This is a genomic window from Pseudomonas fluorescens (assembly GCF_902497995.1).
Lineage (GTDB): Bacteria > Pseudomonadota > Gammaproteobacteria > Pseudomonadales > Pseudomonadaceae > Aquipseudomonas > Aquipseudomonas fluorescens_BK.
This window is the reverse complement of sequence record NZ_CABVII010000009.1, coordinates 37,548-54,880: the sequence shown is the minus strand read 5'-3', so window position 1 is coordinate 54,880 and position 17,333 is coordinate 37,548. Positions and strand designations below refer to the sequence as shown.

The following is a 17,333-nucleotide window of genomic DNA, read 5'->3' as shown; positions in this document are numbered from 1 at the left end:
GTTCTACCTCAGCTTCAGGGTGGCAAGGCCGACCAGTACCAGAATCACGGTGATGATCCAGAAACGGACGATCACACGCGGCTCGGGCCAGCCCTTGAGTTCAAAGTGGTGGTGAATCGGTGCCATGCGGAACACACGGCGACCGGTCAACTTGAAGGATGCAACCTGGATGACGACTGACAGGGTCTCCATCACGAACACGCCGCCCATGATGAACAGGACGATTTCCTGACGGACGATCACCGCGATAGTGCCCAGGGCCGCGCCCAGCGCCAGCGCGCCAACGTCACCCATGAAAACCTGTGCCGGATAGGTGTTGAACCAGAGGAAGCCCAGGCCCGCGCCGATCAGCGCGCCGCAGAATACGATCAACTCACCGGCGCCCGGTACATAAGGAATCAGCAGGTATTCGGCGAACTTCACGTTACCCGAGAGATAGCAGAATATCCCCAGCCCGCCGCCAACCATCACGGTTGGCATGATCGCCAGGCCGTCGAGGCCATCGGTCAGGTTGACCGCGTTGCTCGACCCGACGATCACGAAATAAGTCAGCACGATGAAGCCTGCACCCAGCGCAATGCTGTGGTCCTTGAGCATCGGCAGGATCAGGGTGGTTTCCACCGGCGTTGTTGCGGTCATGAACAGGAAAATCGCCGCCCCCAGGCCGAACACCGATTGCCAGAAGTATTTCCAGCGACTCGGCAGACCACGGGAGTTCTTCTCGATCACCTTGCGATAGTCGTCGACCCAACCGATGGCGCCGAACAGCAACGTCACCAGGAGTACGGTCCAGACATAACGGTTGCTCAGGTCAGCCCAAAGCAAGGTGCTGACGCCGATGGACGACAGAATCAGCGCGCCGCCCATGGTCGGGGTGCCGGATTTGGACAGGTGCGATTGTGGGCCGTCGTTGCGAACGGATTGACCGATCTGACGGTTCTGCAAAGTACGGATCATCCACGGGCCATAGCACAGCGACAAAACCAGCGCGGTCAGCACACCGAGGATCCCGCGCAGGGTCAGGTACTGGAAGACCGCGAAGCCTTTGTAGAACTGTTGCAGATACTCCGCTAGCAGCAGCAGCATTAATGTTTCTCCAGACGGGTCCCGCACAAAGCGGCGACGATGTTTTCCATCGCCGCGCTGCGCGAGCCTTTGATCAAAATGGTGGTGTTTGTGTCTTGCTCGGCGTCGAGGGCCTTGATCAGTTCAGCCTGTGTGCTGAAGTGCCAGGCCTGCTCACCGAAAGCGTTCACGGCGTGAGCCATCATCGGCCCGACGGCATAAAGCGCGGATACCTTGCCGCGGGCGTACTCGCCCACATCGCGGTGCCCCTGCTCCGCCCATTCGCCCAATTCGCCGATATCCCCGAGCACCAGGACGGTGCGACCGGAAAAGCCGGCCAGTATATCAACGGCGGCGCACATGGAGGTGGGATTCGCGTTATACGTGTCATCGATCACGCGCATGCCATTGCTGGCCAGTTGCGCGACAGTACGGCCCTTGACCGGTTGCACCGCGCCAAGGCCGGCGACGATCCCGGACAGCGATACGCCCAGCGCATGGGCTGCCGCTGCGGCGGCCAGGGCGTTGGCGACGTTATGGGTGCCAAGCAGATTCAGCTGAACCCGCGCCTCGCCTTCAGGACTGTGCAGATTGAAGGCCGGGCAACCGCGAGCATCGCGGTCCAGGTCGCTGGCATAGAAGTCGGCACCGACATTGCTCAAGGCGAACGTCAGCACTTTGCGACCGCCAGCGCGGGCCTTCCAGATGGCGAACGCCTTGTCGTCGAGATTGAGCACGGCGACGCCATCGGCCGCCAGCCCTTCAATGATCTCGCCCTTGGCCTCAACGATTTTTTCCGGCCCGCCGAACTCGCCGACGTGGGCCGTACCTGCGTTGTTGAGCACGGCCACATGCGGCTTGGTCATGGCGACGGTGTAGGCAATTTCACCGAGCCGCGAAGCGCCAAGCTCGATCACTGCAGCGGTGTGTTCCGGCGCGAGTTCGAGCAGGGTCAGCGGCACGCCGAGGTCATTGTTCAGATTGCCACGGGTCGCCAGTACCGAACCACGCGTGCGCAGGATGCTGGCGAGCATTTCCTTGACCGTGGTCTTGCCGCTGGAACCGGTGATGGCGGCCACGGGATGGGTGAACGCGGCACGATTCATCGCGCCCAGTTGCCCAAGGGCCTGGCGGGTATCCTTGACCAGCAATTGCGGCAGTGCGCTGTCGGCGACTTCACGCTCGACCAATGCACCGGCGGCGCCCAGGTTGGCCACATCGCTCAAATAGTCATGGCCATCGAAGCGCGGACCGGTCAGGGCAATGAACAGTTGGCCGGGCTCGATGGCGCGACTGTCGATACTGACGCCATCGAACGTGGCATCGGCCATCAGCAGTTGGCCGTTCAGCGCGCCGGTCAATTCGCTCAGCTTCAACGCTTTAAGCATGGGCCACCTCCCACGCGGTCAAGGCATGATCGGCCTCGACCAGATCGGAGAACGCGTGACGCTGGCCGTTGATTTCCTGATAGTCCTCGTGACCTTTACCGGCCAGGACAATCACGTCATCCACCGACGCACCTGCGATCAACCGGGCAATCGCCTGGCCACGGCCGGCGACGAAAGTGACTTTATCCACAGCCGTGAAGCCGGCGCGGATGTCATCGAAAATCACGGCGGGGTCTTCCGTGCGCGGGTTGTCATCGGTCACCAGCACGCCGTCGGCCAGGCGCTCGACCACTTCGGCCATCAGCGGGCGCTTGCCCCGATCGCGATCGCCGCCGCAACCGAACAGGCACAGCAAGCGACCTTTGGCGTGAGGACGCAGGGCCATCAAGACTTTTTCCAGCGCGTCCGGCGTGTGGGCGTAATCGACCACCACCAGCGGCTGGGAACCACCGCCGAGCCGCTGCATGCGACCGACCGGGCCTTCGAGTTTCGGCAGCACCTTGAGAATTTCGTCCAGCGCGTAATCCAGACCGAGCAAGGCACCCACGGCCGCCAGTACGTTGCTCAGGTTGAAGCGACCGAGCAAGGTGCTGCGCAGATGGTGTTGACCCTGCGGGGTAACCAGTGTGGCGCGCACGCCTTCGTCGTCGAACTGCGCTTCACGGCAATAAAGATAGGCGCTGGAATTTTCCAGGCTGTAGGTGATCAGCCGCGATTCGCGTTTTTCCGCGACCAGTCGCCGGCCGAAATCGTCGTCAAGGTTGACCACGCGGCATTTCAGATCGCTCCAGGCAAACAGCCTGGCCTTGGCTTCGCCGTAGGCCTGCATGGTGCCGTGGTAATCCAGGTGATCGCGGGACAGGTTGGTCATCACCGCCACATCGAACGCCAACGCAGTCACGCGGCCCTGATCCAGACCGTGGGAAGAGACTTCCATCGCCACGGCTTTGGCACCGGCCTTTTTCAGGTCGGCGAGGGTCGCTTGCACGGCGATCGGGTTCGGGGTGGTGTGCAGGCCGCTTTGCAGCGCGCCGTAGAAACCGGAGCCCAGGGTGCCAACGATGCCGCAATGCTGACCGAGCAAATCCAGCGCTTGCGCGACCAACTGCGTTACGCTGGTTTTACCGTTGGTGCCGGTGACGCCGATCAGATTCAGATGGCGGCTCGGTTCACCGTAAAAACGCCCCGCGATGTCCGACAACTGCGCCGCCAGCCCCTTGACCGGAATCAGCGGCACCTCGGTGATCGGCAGCACGGTTGCGCCTTCGACTTCGTAAGCCACCGCCGCGGCACCGCGCTGCAAGGCGTCGGCGATGTGCGCTCGACCGTCGAACTTGCCGCCAGGAACGGCGAGAAACAGATCGCCCGCCCGCACATTTCGGCTGTCCAGGGTCAGTTCGCGGATCAGCAGATCGTGACCGGCGTGGGCGAAAATCTTATTCAGGCTCAGAGACATCAGCCGCGCCCTCCATTGGCTTTTAGCGGAACGACCGGTGTTGCGTTCGCTTGTTGAACAGGTGGCAGATTGTCCGGCGTGATGTTCATCAGACGCAGGGTCCCGGACATCACTTTGCTGAACACGGGCGCCGATACCAGGCCACCGTAGTAACCGGCCTTGGTCGGTTCATCGATCACCACGACTATCGCGTAGCGCGGATCGTTCATCGGACCGAAGCCGGCAAACAGCGAGCGGTAGGAGTTCACGGCATAGCCTTTGGTACCGACCGACGTTTTACGCGCGGTACCCGACTTGCCGCCCACGTGATAGGCCGGCACCTGCGCACGGAATACACCGCGGGGGGCCTCGATCACTTGCTGCAGCATGGTCTGCATGGTTTTCGCGACCGCTTCTGGCAGCACTTCAGTGGATTGCGGCACCTTGTCGGTTTTGATCAGCGTCAGCGGCGCGAGGCGACCGTTGTTGGCCAGGGCCGAGAAGGCGTGGACCAACTGGATCGCGGTTACGGAAATGCCGTAGCCGTAGGACAACGTGGCGGTTTCAGCCTTGCGCCATTCGCGGTAGTTCGGCAGGTTGCCGACGCGCTCGCCCGGAAAACCCAGACCGGTGTCCTGGCCAAGACCTACTTTCTGTGCCAGACGGAAAATGGTTTCGCCGCCGATGTCGAACGCGACCTTACTCATGCCCACGTTACTGGAATTGATCAGAATCCCGGTCAGGTCGAGGACCGGACCTTCGGATTTGGAAACGTCACGAATGGTGTACTTGCCCAACTGCAGCGTGCCCGGGTAAACCTCGACGGTATCGCTTGGTTTCCAGCGACCGGTTTCGATAGCGGCGCTCATGGAGATCGCTTTCATGGTCGAACCCGGCTCGAACACATCGATCATCGCGCGGTTACGCATCATCGCCGGTTGCAGGTTGCGCCGGTTGTTCGGGTTGTAAGTCGGCTGGTTGACCATGGCGAGGATCTCGCCGGTCTTCACGTCCATGATCACCAGGCTGCCAGCCTTGGCGCCGTTCTCGATGATCGCGTTTCGCAGTTCACGGTTGGCCAGATATTGCAGGCGCAGGTCAATGGACAACGCCAAGGGCTTTCCGGCCTTGGCGTTTTTGGTGACCTGGACATCCTTGATCAGTCGGCCGCGCCGGTCCTTGATGACCTGTCGCTTGCCCGGCACCCCGGCCAGCCATTCGTCGTAGGCCAGTTCGACCCCTTCTCGACCGTGGTCGTCGATGTCGGTAAACCCGACCATGTGTGCGGTGACTTCACCGGCCGGGTAGAAACGCCGAAATTCTTCAATGCCATAAACGCCCGGCACTTTCAGATCGAGCACGGACTGGCCTTGCTCGGGGGTGAGCCCGCGCACCAGGTAAATGAATTCTTTATTGGCCTGAGCTTCGAGACGCTTGGCCAGGGCGTTGGGATCCTGACCCAGCGCCGCGGCCAGTGCTGGCCACTTCTCTTTGGCCAGCTGCATTTCCTTGGCATTGGCCCACAGGGTGGTGACCGGCGTACTCACGGCCAAAGGCTCGCCATTACGGTCGGTGATCAGGCCACGGTGAGCCGGAATCGGGATATGTCGAACGCTACGCGCATCGCCCTGACCTTTCAGGAAGGCACGGTCGACTACTTGCAGGTCGATGATGCGCCAGGCAATGGCCGCGACCATGACGCCGAGCAAACCCAGCACCAGGCGAAAACGCCACGGGAAGAGCGCGCCTTCGAGTTTCATCATGGCGCCACCATCTGCACTTCAGCGGCACCGGGAATGCGCATCTTCAGTTGCTCGGTTGCCAGGACTTCGATACGACTGTGGGCGGTCCAGGTGCTCTGCTCGAGAATCAACCGGCCCCATTCCGCCTGTGCCTTGTCGCGTACGCTCAACTCGTTGTACAGCGAGTTCAGCAGCTGACGGTTCCAGTGGGCGCTGTAGGACACGCCGACGGCAGACACGAGCACGCCGACAAACAGCAGCAGCATGAAAAAGCTTCCGCCAGGAAGTGGCTTGGCGAAAAGCTTGCTCACCGCAGCTTCTCCGCGACACGCATGATGGCGCTACGGGAACGTGGGTTGGCTTTGAGTTCGGCCTCGGACGCGGACTGCGCTTTGCCATGGACTTTGATTTTCGGTTCGAAGGCGACGTGACGGACCGGCAGGTTGCGCGGCAGGTTGTCGGTTTCGCCTTTCACCAGTTTGCGCATGAACAGTTTGACGATGCGGTCTTCCAGCGAATGGAAGCTGATGACCACCAGACGACCGCCGACGTCCAGGCACTCCAGGGCGGCTTCGAGGCCGGCCTCCAGATCGCCCAGTTCGTTGTTGACGTGAATACGCAGGCCCTGGAACGCACGGGTCGCCGGGTTCTTGCCCTTTTCCCACGCCGGGTTGGCGACTTTCAGGACTTCAGCCAGATCGGCAGTGCGCTCGAACGGCTTGATGTCGCGACGCTCGGCCACGGCACGGGCCATGCGACCGGAGAAACGTTCTTCGCCGTATTCCTTGAACACCCGGGCAATTTCTTCCACCGGCGCGGTGTTGACGAATTCGGCAGCGCTGATCCCGCGAGACGGGTCCATGCGCATGTCCAGCGGGCCATCGTTGAGGAAACTGAAGCCGCGCTCAGGGTCGTCGAGCTGCGGCGAAGAGACGCCCAGATCGAGCAGAACGCCACTGACCTTGCCCGCCAGGCCGCGTTCGGCGACTTCCGAACCGAGCTCGGCAAAGCTACGCTGTACAACGACAAAGCGGCCATCTTCGGCCGCTAGCGCTTGCCCGGTGGCAATCGCTTGAGGATCTTTATCGAATCCGAGCACCCGACCATCGGGACCGAGCTGGCTGAGGATCAACCGGCTGTGTCCGCCGCGCCCGAACGTACCGTCCAGATAGCAGCCATCAGGTCGTACGGCGAGAGCCTCGACGGCTTCGTCAAGCAGTACGGTGATGTGGTTAAAGCCGCTATCAATAGTCACAGGATCAAATCACGCAGTTCATCAGGCATGGCGCCCGGTTGTTGAATAGCAGCCAGGTCAGCGGCAGAAACCGCATCCCAGGCATCCTCGTCCCACAATTGGAACTTGTTCAGTTGGCCTACCAACATCGCGCGCTTATCCAACCTGGCATATTCACGAAGACGCGGCGGAACCAAAAAACGACCACTGCCATCGAGCTCGAGGTCGACGGCATTACCGATCAGTAAACGTTGCAGACGACGGTTCTCTTCGCGAAACGAAGGCAGTGTGCGCAGTTTGGTTTCAATAATTTCCCACTCATCGAGGGGATAAACGCACAGACACGGATCAACAGCATCGATGGTGACGATCAACTGACCGGAACTGCGCGCAACCAGCTCGTCACGGTATCGGCTCGGCATAGCGAGACGGCCCTTTGCATCGAGACTGATTGCATTAGCTCCGCGAAACACGTCAGCGGTTCTCCAAATTGTAGCGCTTATAGCTCAAAAAACCCACTTCATGCCACTTTCCGCCACTTGTGCACACTATAGGAATGCGGCTACCGCACCGTCAAGGCGCACATCAAAGGAAAACCCTTACAGAACTTGGATTTAGGAGCATAAAGGAGGGTGCAACGAGGATCGGGCAGGTGAAGCCGCTCAATAACTTGATCCAGCACAGAAGGCTAGGCTCAGAAGTTAAAGTAGTTTGTTAAGAGTAAGACTGTTTCGGTATTACGAAAGCGCTTCTGCTGACGATTCTGAAAGGAGGGAAATTGCCATCACGACACCCCTGCTCAATGGGTTAAGCAGAGGTCAAAAAAAGGTGGAGAGTCGATCTGTAAGCCGGGTTCTGTCTTGAACAGTCATTCGTCTACGATGGCCATCACTGGACATCTTTAGCAACCTACCCGGTCCCAGCGCGGGCCACGCCTTGGGACCCTATTTGGTCTTGCTCCAAGTGGGGTTTACCTAGCCACGAACTGTTGCCAGTCGTGCGGTGCGCTCTTACCGCACCTTTTCACCCTTACCGGCGCCGAAGCGCTTAGGCGGTTATTTTCTGTGGCACTTTCCGTAGGCTCACGCCTCCCAGGCATTACCTGGCACTTCGCCCTATGGAGCCCGGACTTTCCTCCCCCCCCTAATTTTCATAGAGGGCAGCGACTGTCCGATCGACTCTCCGCCGCGAAGGTTAACGGTAGAGCGGCCGAAGAACAAGCGCTAAAAGCCTTTGGCCATGCCTTCGCGTCGGGTTTTACTCGCCCTTCTGTTTATCCAGCGCGACCTGGTAGAGCACATTCTTGCGCTCGCCGGTAATCTGGGCCGCCAACGCGGCGGCACGCTTGAGCGGCATTTCCTCGAGCAACAGATCGAGGATACGCATCGCTTCACTGCTGACGGCATCCTCGGTTTCGGGCGCCGACCAGCCTGCCACCAACACGACGCATTCGCCGCGCTGCTGATTACTGTCCGACTCGACGAACTCGCGAAGCTCGGCCAACGGCAAGCCCTTGAGCGTTTCAAACGTTTTAGTCAGTTCGCGCGCCAGCAATGCCGGACGCTCCGGCCCGAAGACCAGCTCCATGTCTTGCAGGCATTCCAGGATGCGGTGCGGCGCCTCATAGAAAATCAACGTGCGCGGCTCTTCCTTTACCAACTCCAGACGAGCACGGCGACCCACGGCCTTGGCCGGGAGGAAGCCTTCGAAAATGAAACGATCCGACGGCAGGCCCGCGGCCGACAACGCCGCAATCAATGCGCAGGCACCAGGAACCGGCACCACATTAATGCCCGCGGCACGGGCCTGACGCACCAGGTGATAACCCGGATCGGAAATCAGCGGCGTCCCGGCGTCGGAGATCAGCGCCACATCGTCACCGGCAAGCAGGCGGGTAATAAAGCGGCTACCTTCATCCCGTTCGTTGTGTTCATGGCAGGCCGCCAGCGGCGTGGGAATGCCGAAGTGCTGCATCAATCGCTGCGAGTGACGGGTGTCTTCGGCGGCAATCAAGGCCACCTCGCGCAGGATCTTCAGTGCACGCGCACTGATGTCGTCCAGGTTGCCGATGGGCGTCGCCACCACATAAAGCGAGCCAGCAGCGGAATTCAAAGCACCTGGAGCAGTCAAAGCGCACACCTCATGATCGGTAAAAACCGCCATTGTAGCGCGTAGCGACGTTCGCGATACGCGCAAGCCATCCTCGGTTTTTCTGCCTTTTTGCCGTACTGCAACATTTGCATGAGCTAAATTGATCGATTCACACCAGTAACATCGCGCCCCGGCCAGCGCTTGGGTACAATTCCACGCTAATTTGATCGAGTATCAGGAACACTACATGATCGCTTGCCTGCGGCTGTTCACTGCCCTCTGCCTCGCTGCCTTGCTGGCGGCTTGCGCCAGCTCGCCCTCCTCCAGCCTTGGCGAACTTCCACGGACCCCTGATGCCAGTATCGAGCAACTGCTCCAACAGGCCGCTCAAAGTAAAGACTCGGAAAAAGCCGCATTGCTGCGCCTGAGTGCGGCAGACCTGGCCTATCGTCAAGGTAATGCCGGCCAGTCCGCGCAAATCCTGCAACAAGTGCCCGTCGAGCAACTCAAGCCTGGCCCGCAGATTTTCGCCAGCACCCTGGCGGCTGAACTGGCGCTGGTGCGCAATCAGCCGAAAGCGGCGCTGGCGGCCTTGAGCCATCCGAGCCTGCAACGCCTGGGCGAACTGCCGGTCGAGCAACAAATCCGTACCAGTACCGTTCATGCCCGCGCCCTTGAGGCCGATGGCCTGATCGTGGCCGCCGCACGGCAACGCATCTTTATCGCCCCGATGCTTGAAGGTGAAGCTGCCAGCAAGAACCACGAAGCGATCTGGACCCTGATCTCATCGCTGCCAATCGATCAATTGCAGCCGGCCGCCACCGAAGACCTCGGCGGCTGGATGCGCCTGGCCCAGGCCGTGAAAACCGCCGGCACCCTGGAACAGCAGCAAGCCGCGATCGACAACTGGCGCGCCCAGAACCCCAAGCACCCCGCCGCCATTCAACTGCCATTGCCACTGACCAAACTCAAGGAACTGGCCAGCCAGCCCCTGGGCAAGATCGCCCTGCTGCTGCCGCAGGACGGCCCGCTGGCTACGGTCGGCAAAGCGTTGCGCGAAGGGTTCATGGCCGCTCACTACCAGGCGCAACAGGCCGGCCAGCAACCACCTGCCATCGAGTTCTATGACAGCTCGCGCCTGACGTCCCTGGACGAGTTCTATCGCAAGGCCCAGGCCGATGGCGTGCAACTGGTCGTCGGCCCGCTGGAGAAGCCGCTGGTCAAGCAGCTCAGCACTCGCCCGCAATTGCCGATCACCACCCTGGCGCTGAACTACAGCGAAGGCGAACAAGGTCCGGGACAGCTGTTCCAGTTCGGCCTGGCCGCCGAAGACGAAGCCCGGGAAGTATCCCGTCGCGCTCGCGCCGATGGCCTGCATCGCGCCGCCATCATGGTGCCGAAAGGCGAATGGGGCGATCGTGTCATGAGGGCTTTCAGCCAGGATTGGCAAGCCAACGGCGGCGACATCGTCGCGACCGAACGCGTCGATCAGCCAGTGCAACTGGCCCAGCAGATTGCCGACATGTTCCAGCTGCGCCAGAGCGAAGGTCGCGCCAAGAGCCTGCAGAGTACCGTTGGCGCGCAGGTCGCTGCCCAGCCTTCGCGTCGCCAGGACATCGAGTTCATCTTCCTCGCGGCAACGCCGCAGCAAGCCCAGCAGATCAAGCCGACCCTGAACTTCCAATACGCCGGCGACGTCCCGGTCTACGCCACCTCCCACGTGTTCAGTGCCAGCGGCGACCAGAACCAGTACAACGACATGAATGGCGTGCGCTTCTGCGAAACCCCCTGGTTGCTGGACGCCAACGATCCACTGCGCCGCCAGGTGACCGCTCAATGGCCACAAGCCGGCGGCAGCCTGGGTCGCCTGTATGCGATGGGTGTCGACGCTTATCGCCTGGCGCCACGCCTGGGGCAACTCAAGGCTTTGCCGGACAGCCGTATCGAAGGTCAGTCGGGCAGCCTGGGCATGACGCAAAACCAGCGCGTGGTGCGCCAGTTGCCATGGGCCCAGTTCGTCAATGGCCAGGTTCAACGCCTGCCGGACACCCCACGCTGATGCCTGACAGGTCACGCCAGCAAAGCGGAAAAGATGCCGAGCGCCATGCGCTCGAGCACCTTGAGCAACAGGGTCTGCGCCTGCTGGCGCAGAACTGGTTGTGTAAGCGCGGCGAGCTTGATCTGGTCATGCTTGATGGCGATACAGTAGTATTCGTGGAAGTCCGCTACAGAAAAAACACCCAATGGGGTGGCGCACTCGATAGCATCGATGGGCGCAAACGGCAGAAACTGATTTTCGCCGCGCAGTATTTTCTTCAGCGCGAGTCGCGTTGGGCCAATTCCCCCTGCCGCTTCGACGTGGTTGCCATCGACAGCAACCTCGATCAGTTGAACTGGTTGCAGAATGCCTTCGACAGCTGATCGCCAGTGCCGCGAACCGGGCACTTTTACCCAACACTTTTGCTCTTTGCTTTGCGGGCTGCACATTCATGTGCCCAGTAGCCGCGCTAATTAAGGTCACACAGATGGACATGCAATCGCGAATTCGCCAGCTTTTTCAGGCCAGTATCGACACCAAGCAACAGGCGATGGAAGTACTTGCACCGCACATCGAGCAAGCCAGCCAGGTCATGGTCAACGCCCTGCTCAACGAGGGCAAAATGCTCTCCTGCGGCAACGGCGGTTCTGCCGGCGATGCCCAACACTTCTCTTCGGAGTTGCTCAACCGTTTCGAACGTGAACGCCCGAGCCTGCCAGCCATCGCGCTGACCACCGACAGCTCGACGATCACCTCGATCGCCAATGACTACAGCTACAACGAAATTTTCTCCAAACAGATCCGCGCCCTCGGCCAGCCGGGCGATGTATTGCTGGCGATTTCCACCAGCGGCAACTCGGCGAACATAATTCAAGCGATCCAGGCCGCACATGACCGCGAAATGATTGTCGTAGCATTGACGGGGCGTGACGGCGGCGGCATGGCGTCGCTGCTTTTGCCCGAGGACGTCGAAATTCGCGTACCGGCCAACGTCACCGCTCGTATTCAAGAAGTCCACCTGCTGGCGATCCATTGCCTTTGCGACTTGATCGACAGCCAACTGTTCGGGAGTGAAGAATGACCCCTAATCGCCTAGGCCTACTGGCCTTGACCCTGTGCCTCGGCATCAGCGGCTGCACCTCGGTGGTTAACGCCAGCCGTGAAGCGCCGATCGATGATGACCGCGGCACCCGCACCTTCGGCAGCAAGATCGACGACTCCCTGATCGAAACCAAGGCCGGCGTGAACATCGCCAAGGCCGACCCTGCCCTGGACAACGATTCACACATCGTCATCACCAGCTTCAACGGCGTGGTGCTGCTCGCGGGCCAAACGCCCCGCGCAGACCTCAAGGCCAAGGCCGAGCAGGTCGCCGCTGCGGTTCAGCGCGTGAAAAAGGTTCACAACGAACTGCAGGTGCTGCCACCCTCAAGCTTCCTTGCTCGCCAGAACGACACCTGGCTAACCTCCAAGATCAAGACCCAGATGCTGGCCGATGCGAGCATTCCGGGTTCGCGCATCAAGGTTGTTACCGAAAATGGGATCGTTTACCTGCTGGGCCTGCTGACCAAACAGGAAGCGGCCCAGGCGACCAATTTGGTACAAGGCGTTTCCGGCGTGCAGAAGATCGTAAAATTGTTCGAATACATCGACTGACCCCTCGCCCCGTAGGAGCCAGGCTTGCCGGCGAAGGCGCCCTTGAGATCGCCATCGCCCCGTAGGAGCCAGGCTTGCCGGCGAAGGCGTCCTCGAGATCGCCATCGACCTGTAGGAGCCAGGCTTGCCGGCGAAGGCGGTTTCAAGGGCGCCTTCGCCGGCAAGTCGGATCGCCGCACCGCTGGCTCCTACAGTAATAAAAAAGGCGATCCTTTCGGATCGCCTTTTTTATTACTTCACCACCTTCAAACTCGGTCGACCGCTGGGACGCGGCGGCTCACTGTCGGGTGGCGGAATATCATCATCCGGCTCGATCTCCTCCTCGCCATCCATAGGCGATTCCAGATCGAACACCATGCCTTGACCGTTCTCCCGGGCGTAGATGCCCAGGATCGATGCGATAGGCACGTACAGCGTGTGCGGTACGCCACCGAAGCGCCCTTCGAAGCTGACGGCCTCGTTGTCCATGTGCAGATGGCGCACAGCCGCCGGTGATACATTCAGGACAATTTGTCCGTCACTGGCAAAACCCTGAGGCACCTGCACCGACGGATACTCGGAATTGACCAGCATGTGCGGGGTGCAATCGTTGTCCACAATCCACTCGTAGAGCGCGCGGACCAGATAAGGTCGACTGGAGTTCATAGCGGCTCCTTAAGCCTTAGCGCATATCGCGTTCGACACCAGACAGACTCGCCTGGAATGCCTCACGCGCAAACGAGCGCTCCATGTAATCAAGCAGCGGCTTGGCAGGCCGCGGCAGTTCAATGCCCAGAATCGGCAATCGCCAGAGTATTGGCAAGAGGCAGCAGTCCACCAGACTCTGTTCCTCACTGAGGAAAAACGGCTTGTCGGCGAACAACGGCGACACGCCGGTCAGGCTTTCGCGCAGCTCTTTACGAGCCACGACACGGGCCGCTTCCTTGGTCCGCGAATCCAGGATCAGATCCACCAGACCACACCAGTCACGCTGAATGCGATGAATCAGCAGACGGCTGTTGGCACGCGCCACGGGATAAACCGGCAGCAAGGGCGGGTGCGGGTAACGCTCATCCAGATATTCCATCACCACGGTCGACTCCCACAAGGCCAGGTCACGATCGACCAGGGTGGGCAGGCTGCCGTAAGGGTTCACTTCAATCAGTTTAGGCGGCTGGCGACCAGCTTCCACATAAATGATCTCGGCGCTGACACCCTTCTCTGCAAGTACGATACGCACTCGGTGGGAATAGTGGTCGGCGGGGTCGGAGTAACAGGCCAACCGATTGGTCACGCCCATGGCGGTCCTCCTCGCTTGTTGAAATTATCGGAAGCGGAAAAACGAGCGCGCCCAGAGGACGTCTCCCGTAACGCCTGGATCACCAGGCTCGTTACACCTTCAGAGACGCCCTTGGGCGCGCGCGATTAACAGCCATTGCTTGAAGCTTTATCAGTGCACGTCTTTCCAGTACTCACGCTTGAGCAAATAGGCGAATACGAAGAAGAACGCCAGGTACAGCAATACGTAGGTACCGATGCGCTGATGTTGCAGCTTAACCGGGTTAGCCGAGTAAGCGAGGAAGGTTACCAGATTCTTGACCTTCTCATCGAACTGCTCTTCGGTCAGGGCACCGCTTTTCGGCACGATGGTCAGCTGATCGCACGCTTCATGAGTCAGCGGCGTACCGGTCAGCGGATCATATTGCTTCTTGCCGCCTTCGACGATCTGGACCTGTTTGCAACCGACTACCTGACGACCTTGCAGGCCGACCAGAACGTTAGGCATCCCGACATTCGGGAACACCTTGTTGTTCACGCCCCAAGGACGCGACGGGTCCTCGTAGAACGATCTCAGGTAACCGTAGAGCCAGTCGGTACCACGAACACGAGCCACCAGGGTCAGGTCGGGCGGCGCGGCACCGAACCAGGTCTTGGCGTCAGCCGGCTGCATGCCGATGCTCATGTGGTCGCCGATCTTGGCGCCAGTGAACACCAGGTTCGAGAGCATCAGCTCGTGAGGAATACCCAGGTCATCGGCGACACGCTCGTAGCGCTGGAACTTGGCGCTGTGGCAGCCCATGCAGTAGTTGGCGAACGTACGCGCGCCGTCCTGCATGGCGGCCTTGTCGGACACGTCGATGTCGACCTTTTCCAGCTCGGGACCACCGTGTTCGGCCGCGAAGGACAGTACAGGCATGGCAGCAAGAATCAGTACAGCAAATAGCTTTTTCATCAGCCAGTCACCCTTTCCGGAACCGGTTTGGTCTTCTCGAGCCTGGTGTAGAACGGCATCAGAATGAAGTAGGCGAAGTACAGGAAGGTACAGACCTGCGACAGCAAGGTACGGCCTGGCGTCGGAGCCAGAACACCCAGGATGCCGAGGATCACGAACGAGATGCAGAACACCACCAGCCAGATTTTGCTCAGCCAGCCTTTGTAGCGCATCGATTTGACCGGACTGCGGTCCAGCCATGGCAGGACGAACAGCACGGCAATGGCTGCACCCATGGCGATAACGCCGAGAAGCTTGTCCGGAACCGCCCGCAGAATCGCGTAGAACGGCGTGAAGTACCAGACCGGAGCGATGTGCTCTGGGGTCTTGAAGGCGTTCGCCACTTCAAAGTTCGGCTTCTCGAGGAAGTAGCCGCCCATTTCCGGGAAGAAGAACACGATCGAGCAGAAGATGAACAGGAACACCACCACGCCGACGATATCTTTGACGGTGTAGTACGGGTGGAAAGCAATGCCGTCCAGCGGTACGCCGTTTTCGTCTTTGTGTTTCTTGATGTCCACGCCATCCGGGTTGTTCGAACCGACTTCGTGCAGCGCCAGAACGTGCAGCACCACCAGACCGAGAATCACGATCGGCAGGGCCACGACATGCAAGGCGAAGAAGCGGTTCAGGGTAATACCGGAAATCAGGTAGTCACCACGGATCCACTGGGTCAGGTCGTTGCCGATGACCGGGATCGCACCGAACAGCGAGATGATGACCTGGGCACCCCAGTAGGACATCTGGCCCCACGGCAGCAGGTAGCCCATGAAGGCCTCAGCCATCAGCGCCAGGTAAATCAGCATGCCGAAGACCCACACCAGCTCACGTGGCTTCTGGTACGAACCGTAGAGCAAGCCACGGAACATGTGCAGATAGACGACGATGAAGAACATCGAAGCGCCGACGGCGTGCAACAGACGCAGGATCGAACCGTACTCGACGTCGCGCATGATGTATTCGACGGAAGCAAAGGCTTCTTCCGCCGACGGGGTATAGCTCATTGTCAGCCAGACACCGGTGACGATCTGGTTGACCAGAACGAGCAGCGCCAGGGAGCCAAAGAAGTAGAAGAAGTTGAAGTTCTTCGGGGCGTAGTACTTGCTGAGATGGTCTTCCCACATTTTGGTCGCGGGAAAGCGCGCATCAACCCAATCCATGAACTTGCTCATCACGCTTTCTCCGTATCGACGCCAATGACAATAATCTCATCGGTCTCATAGGAATGCGGGGGAACTGGCAGGTTCAAAGGCGCAGGTTGCGACTTGTAGACGCGGCCAGCCAGATCGTAGTGGGAACCGTGGCAAGGGCAGAAATAACCACCCACCCAATCCTTGCCCAAGTCAGCAGGCGCCACTTCTGGACGGAAGGTCGGCGAGCAACCCAGGTGCGTGCAGATGCCGATCAGCAGCAAAACTTCTGGCTTGATCGATCGCGTTTGCGGGTCGACATAGGTCGGTTGTGTCGAGTTCTTGGAGGTCGGGTCAGACAGCTGGCCCTCGATCTTTTTCAGATTCCCCAGGATTTCCTCGGTACGGCGGACGATGAACACCGGCTGACCGCGCCACTCAGCAATCATCTGCTGGCCTGGCTCGATTTTGCTGACATTCACTTTCACCGGTGCACCTGCGGCTTTCGCCTTGGCACTGGGAAACCATGACCCCACGAACGGGACCGCAGCCCCCACCGCTCCTGCAGCACCCACCACGGATGTGGCTGCTACCAAGAAGCGACGCCGGCCTGCATTCACGCCGTCATTGCTCATTCAGTCCTCTCCCATCAGCTTTGTGGCCTGTTAAATCAGGCATCTACTAAGTAAAACCATGTACTTATAAAAATTTTGCCGAATGGTAATGAAAACCCCCAATTCTGACAAGGTAATTACCGTGAGGCCTCACTGCCAAGCCTTGCAGTATAGGGCCTCTACGGATGTGGCAAGTTGTCACAGCGCAATTTCATGATAAATCGCACCCATAAAAAAACGCCCGGCTCCGCAAGGAGCTGGGCGTTCTTTTTGAACGCGAAAGCGAATTAACGCTTCGAGTACTGCGGACGCTTACGCGCTTTACGCAGACCGACTTTCTTACGTTCAACTTCACGTGCATCACGGGTTACGAAGCCGGCTTTGCGCAGAGCACCACGCAGAGTTTCGTCGTAATCCATCAGAGCGCGAGTGATACCGTGGCGGATTGCGCCAGCTTGACCACTCACACCACCGCCGATCACGGTGACGTAGATGTCGAATTTCTCGACAGTCTCAGTCAATTCCAGCGGCTGACGAACTACCATGCGGGCAGTTTCGCGGCCGAAGAAATTATCCAGCGAACGGTTGTTGATGGAGATGTTACCAGTGCCCGGACGCAGGAAAACGCGTGCGGTTGCGGTCTTGCGACGGCCAGTGCCGTAATTTTGAGTCGCCGACATAATGAACTA

The 17,333-nt window shown here is 59.7% G+C and carries 18 protein-coding genes and 1 other RNA gene; 4 read left to right on the top strand and 15 right to left on the bottom strand.

Going from position 1 to position 17,333, the window contains the following annotated elements:
• Window positions 1-3: 3 nt before the first annotated feature.
• The 9 genes from mraY to rsmI all read right to left on the bottom strand — a co-directional run bounded on the left by mraY (window position 4) and on the right by rsmI (window position 9,027).
• Window positions 4-1,086, bottom strand: coding sequence for a phospho-N-acetylmuramoyl-pentapeptide-transferase (gene mraY, locus F8N80_RS12470; RefSeq protein ID WP_128873751.1), 1,083 nt, complete (start codon window positions 1,084-1,086; stop codon window positions 4-6).
• The gene (locus F8N80_RS12465) at window positions 1,086-2,453 is read right to left on the bottom strand and encodes a UDP-N-acetylmuramoyl-tripeptide--D-alanyl-D-alanine ligase (protein ID WP_150783960.1); all 1,368 of its coding nucleotides are present in this window, start codon (window positions 2,451-2,453) and stop codon (window positions 1,086-1,088) included. The genes mraY and F8N80_RS12465 overlap by 1 nt, the downstream gene beginning before the upstream one ends.
• On the bottom strand, window positions 2,446-3,909 hold the full coding sequence (locus F8N80_RS12460) for a UDP-N-acetylmuramoyl-L-alanyl-D-glutamate--2,6-diaminopimelate ligase (RefSeq protein ID WP_150783959.1): 1,464 nt from the start codon (window positions 3,907-3,909) through the stop codon (window positions 2,446-2,448). The genes F8N80_RS12465 and F8N80_RS12460 overlap by 8 nt, the downstream gene beginning before the upstream one ends.
• Window positions 3,909-5,648 carry a peptidoglycan D,D-transpeptidase FtsI family protein gene (locus tag F8N80_RS12455; RefSeq protein WP_191632914.1) on the bottom strand — a complete coding sequence of 580 codons (1,740 nt, stop codon included), beginning with the start codon at window positions 5,646-5,648 and terminating at the stop codon, window positions 3,909-3,911. The genes F8N80_RS12460 and F8N80_RS12455 overlap by 1 nt, the downstream gene beginning before the upstream one ends.
• Window positions 5,648-5,941: a cell division protein FtsL gene (gene ftsL, locus F8N80_RS12450; protein ID WP_150746188.1), complete on the bottom strand. Its 294-nt coding sequence runs from the start codon at window positions 5,939-5,941 to the stop codon at window positions 5,648-5,650. The genes F8N80_RS12455 and ftsL overlap by 1 nt, the downstream gene beginning before the upstream one ends.
• Complete coding sequence (gene rsmH, locus F8N80_RS12445) at window positions 5,938-6,885, bottom strand: 16S rRNA (cytosine(1402)-N(4))-methyltransferase RsmH (RefSeq protein WP_440131185.1); 948 nt, start codon at window positions 6,883-6,885, stop codon at window positions 5,938-5,940. The genes ftsL and rsmH overlap by 4 nt, the downstream gene beginning before the upstream one ends.
• Window positions 6,882-7,337, bottom strand: coding sequence for a division/cell wall cluster transcriptional repressor MraZ (gene mraZ, locus F8N80_RS12440; protein ID WP_150746189.1), 456 nt, complete (start codon window positions 7,335-7,337; stop codon window positions 6,882-6,884). The genes rsmH and mraZ overlap by 4 nt, the downstream gene beginning before the upstream one ends.
• 355 nt (window positions 7,338-7,692) lie before the next feature.
• Window positions 7,693-8,046, bottom strand: an RNA gene (rnpB, locus tag F8N80_RS12435) — RNase P RNA component class A.
• 75 nt (window positions 8,047-8,121) lie between these two features.
• Window positions 8,122-9,027: a 16S rRNA (cytidine(1402)-2'-O)-methyltransferase gene (gene rsmI, locus F8N80_RS12430; protein WP_191632910.1), complete on the bottom strand. Its 906-nt coding sequence runs from the start codon at window positions 9,025-9,027 to the stop codon at window positions 8,122-8,124.
• 175 nt (window positions 9,028-9,202) lie between these two features.
• On the opposite strand from rsmI, the gene F8N80_RS12425 reads away from it, so the two are divergent.
• From F8N80_RS12425 to F8N80_RS12410, 4 genes are all read left to right on the top strand, one after another.
• Entirely contained in the window at window positions 9,203-11,014 is a 1,812-nt protein-coding gene (locus F8N80_RS12425; RefSeq protein WP_150746191.1) for a penicillin-binding protein activator, read from the top strand.
• A complete protein-coding gene (locus F8N80_RS12420; protein ID WP_150746192.1) occupies window positions 11,014-11,376 on the top strand; it encodes a YraN family protein in 363 nt (120 codons plus the stop codon). Before F8N80_RS12425 ends, F8N80_RS12420 begins: the two co-directional genes overlap by 1 nt.
• A 104-nt stretch (window positions 11,377-11,480) precedes the next feature.
• Window positions 11,481-12,074 (top strand): phosphoheptose isomerase, encoded by a 594-nt coding sequence (locus F8N80_RS12415; RefSeq protein WP_007972584.1) that lies wholly within the window; start codon window positions 11,481-11,483, stop codon window positions 12,072-12,074.
• Complete coding sequence (locus F8N80_RS12410) at window positions 12,071-12,649, top strand: BON domain-containing protein (RefSeq protein WP_150746193.1); 579 nt, start codon at window positions 12,071-12,073, stop codon at window positions 12,647-12,649. The genes F8N80_RS12415 and F8N80_RS12410 overlap by 4 nt, the downstream gene beginning before the upstream one ends.
• Before the next feature lie 231 nt (window positions 12,650-12,880).
• Here F8N80_RS12410 and F8N80_RS12405 read toward each other — a convergent pair whose 3' ends face one another.
• From F8N80_RS12405 to rpsI, 6 genes are all read right to left on the bottom strand, one after another.
• Entirely contained in the window at window positions 12,881-13,294 is a 414-nt protein-coding gene (locus F8N80_RS12405) for a ClpXP protease specificity-enhancing factor (RefSeq protein ID WP_128873741.1), read from the bottom strand.
• Between the two features lie 16 nt (window positions 13,295-13,310).
• On the bottom strand, window positions 13,311-13,928 hold the full coding sequence (locus F8N80_RS12400; protein ID WP_007905304.1) for a glutathione S-transferase N-terminal domain-containing protein: 618 nt from the start codon (window positions 13,926-13,928) through the stop codon (window positions 13,311-13,313).
• A gap of 150 nt (window positions 13,929-14,078) precedes the next feature.
• On the bottom strand, window positions 14,079-14,861 hold the full coding sequence (locus F8N80_RS12395; protein ID WP_150746194.1) for a cytochrome c1: 783 nt from the start codon (window positions 14,859-14,861) through the stop codon (window positions 14,079-14,081).
• Window positions 14,861-16,072 carry a cytochrome b gene (locus F8N80_RS12390; RefSeq protein ID WP_150746195.1) on the bottom strand — a complete coding sequence of 404 codons (1,212 nt, stop codon included), beginning with the start codon at window positions 16,070-16,072 and terminating at the stop codon, window positions 14,861-14,863. The genes F8N80_RS12395 and F8N80_RS12390 overlap by 1 nt, the downstream gene beginning before the upstream one ends.
• The gene (gene petA / locus F8N80_RS12385) at window positions 16,072-16,665 is read right to left on the bottom strand and encodes a ubiquinol-cytochrome c reductase iron-sulfur subunit (RefSeq protein WP_150746196.1); all 594 of its coding nucleotides are present in this window, start codon (window positions 16,663-16,665) and stop codon (window positions 16,072-16,074) included. The genes F8N80_RS12390 and petA overlap by 1 nt, the downstream gene beginning before the upstream one ends.
• A gap of 266 nt (window positions 16,666-16,931) precedes the next feature.
• Window positions 16,932-17,324, bottom strand: a complete 393-nt coding sequence (gene rpsI, locus F8N80_RS12380) for a 30S ribosomal protein S9 (RefSeq protein WP_003205364.1) — start codon at window positions 17,322-17,324, stop codon at window positions 16,932-16,934.
• Window positions 17,325-17,333 lie beyond the last annotated feature (9 nt).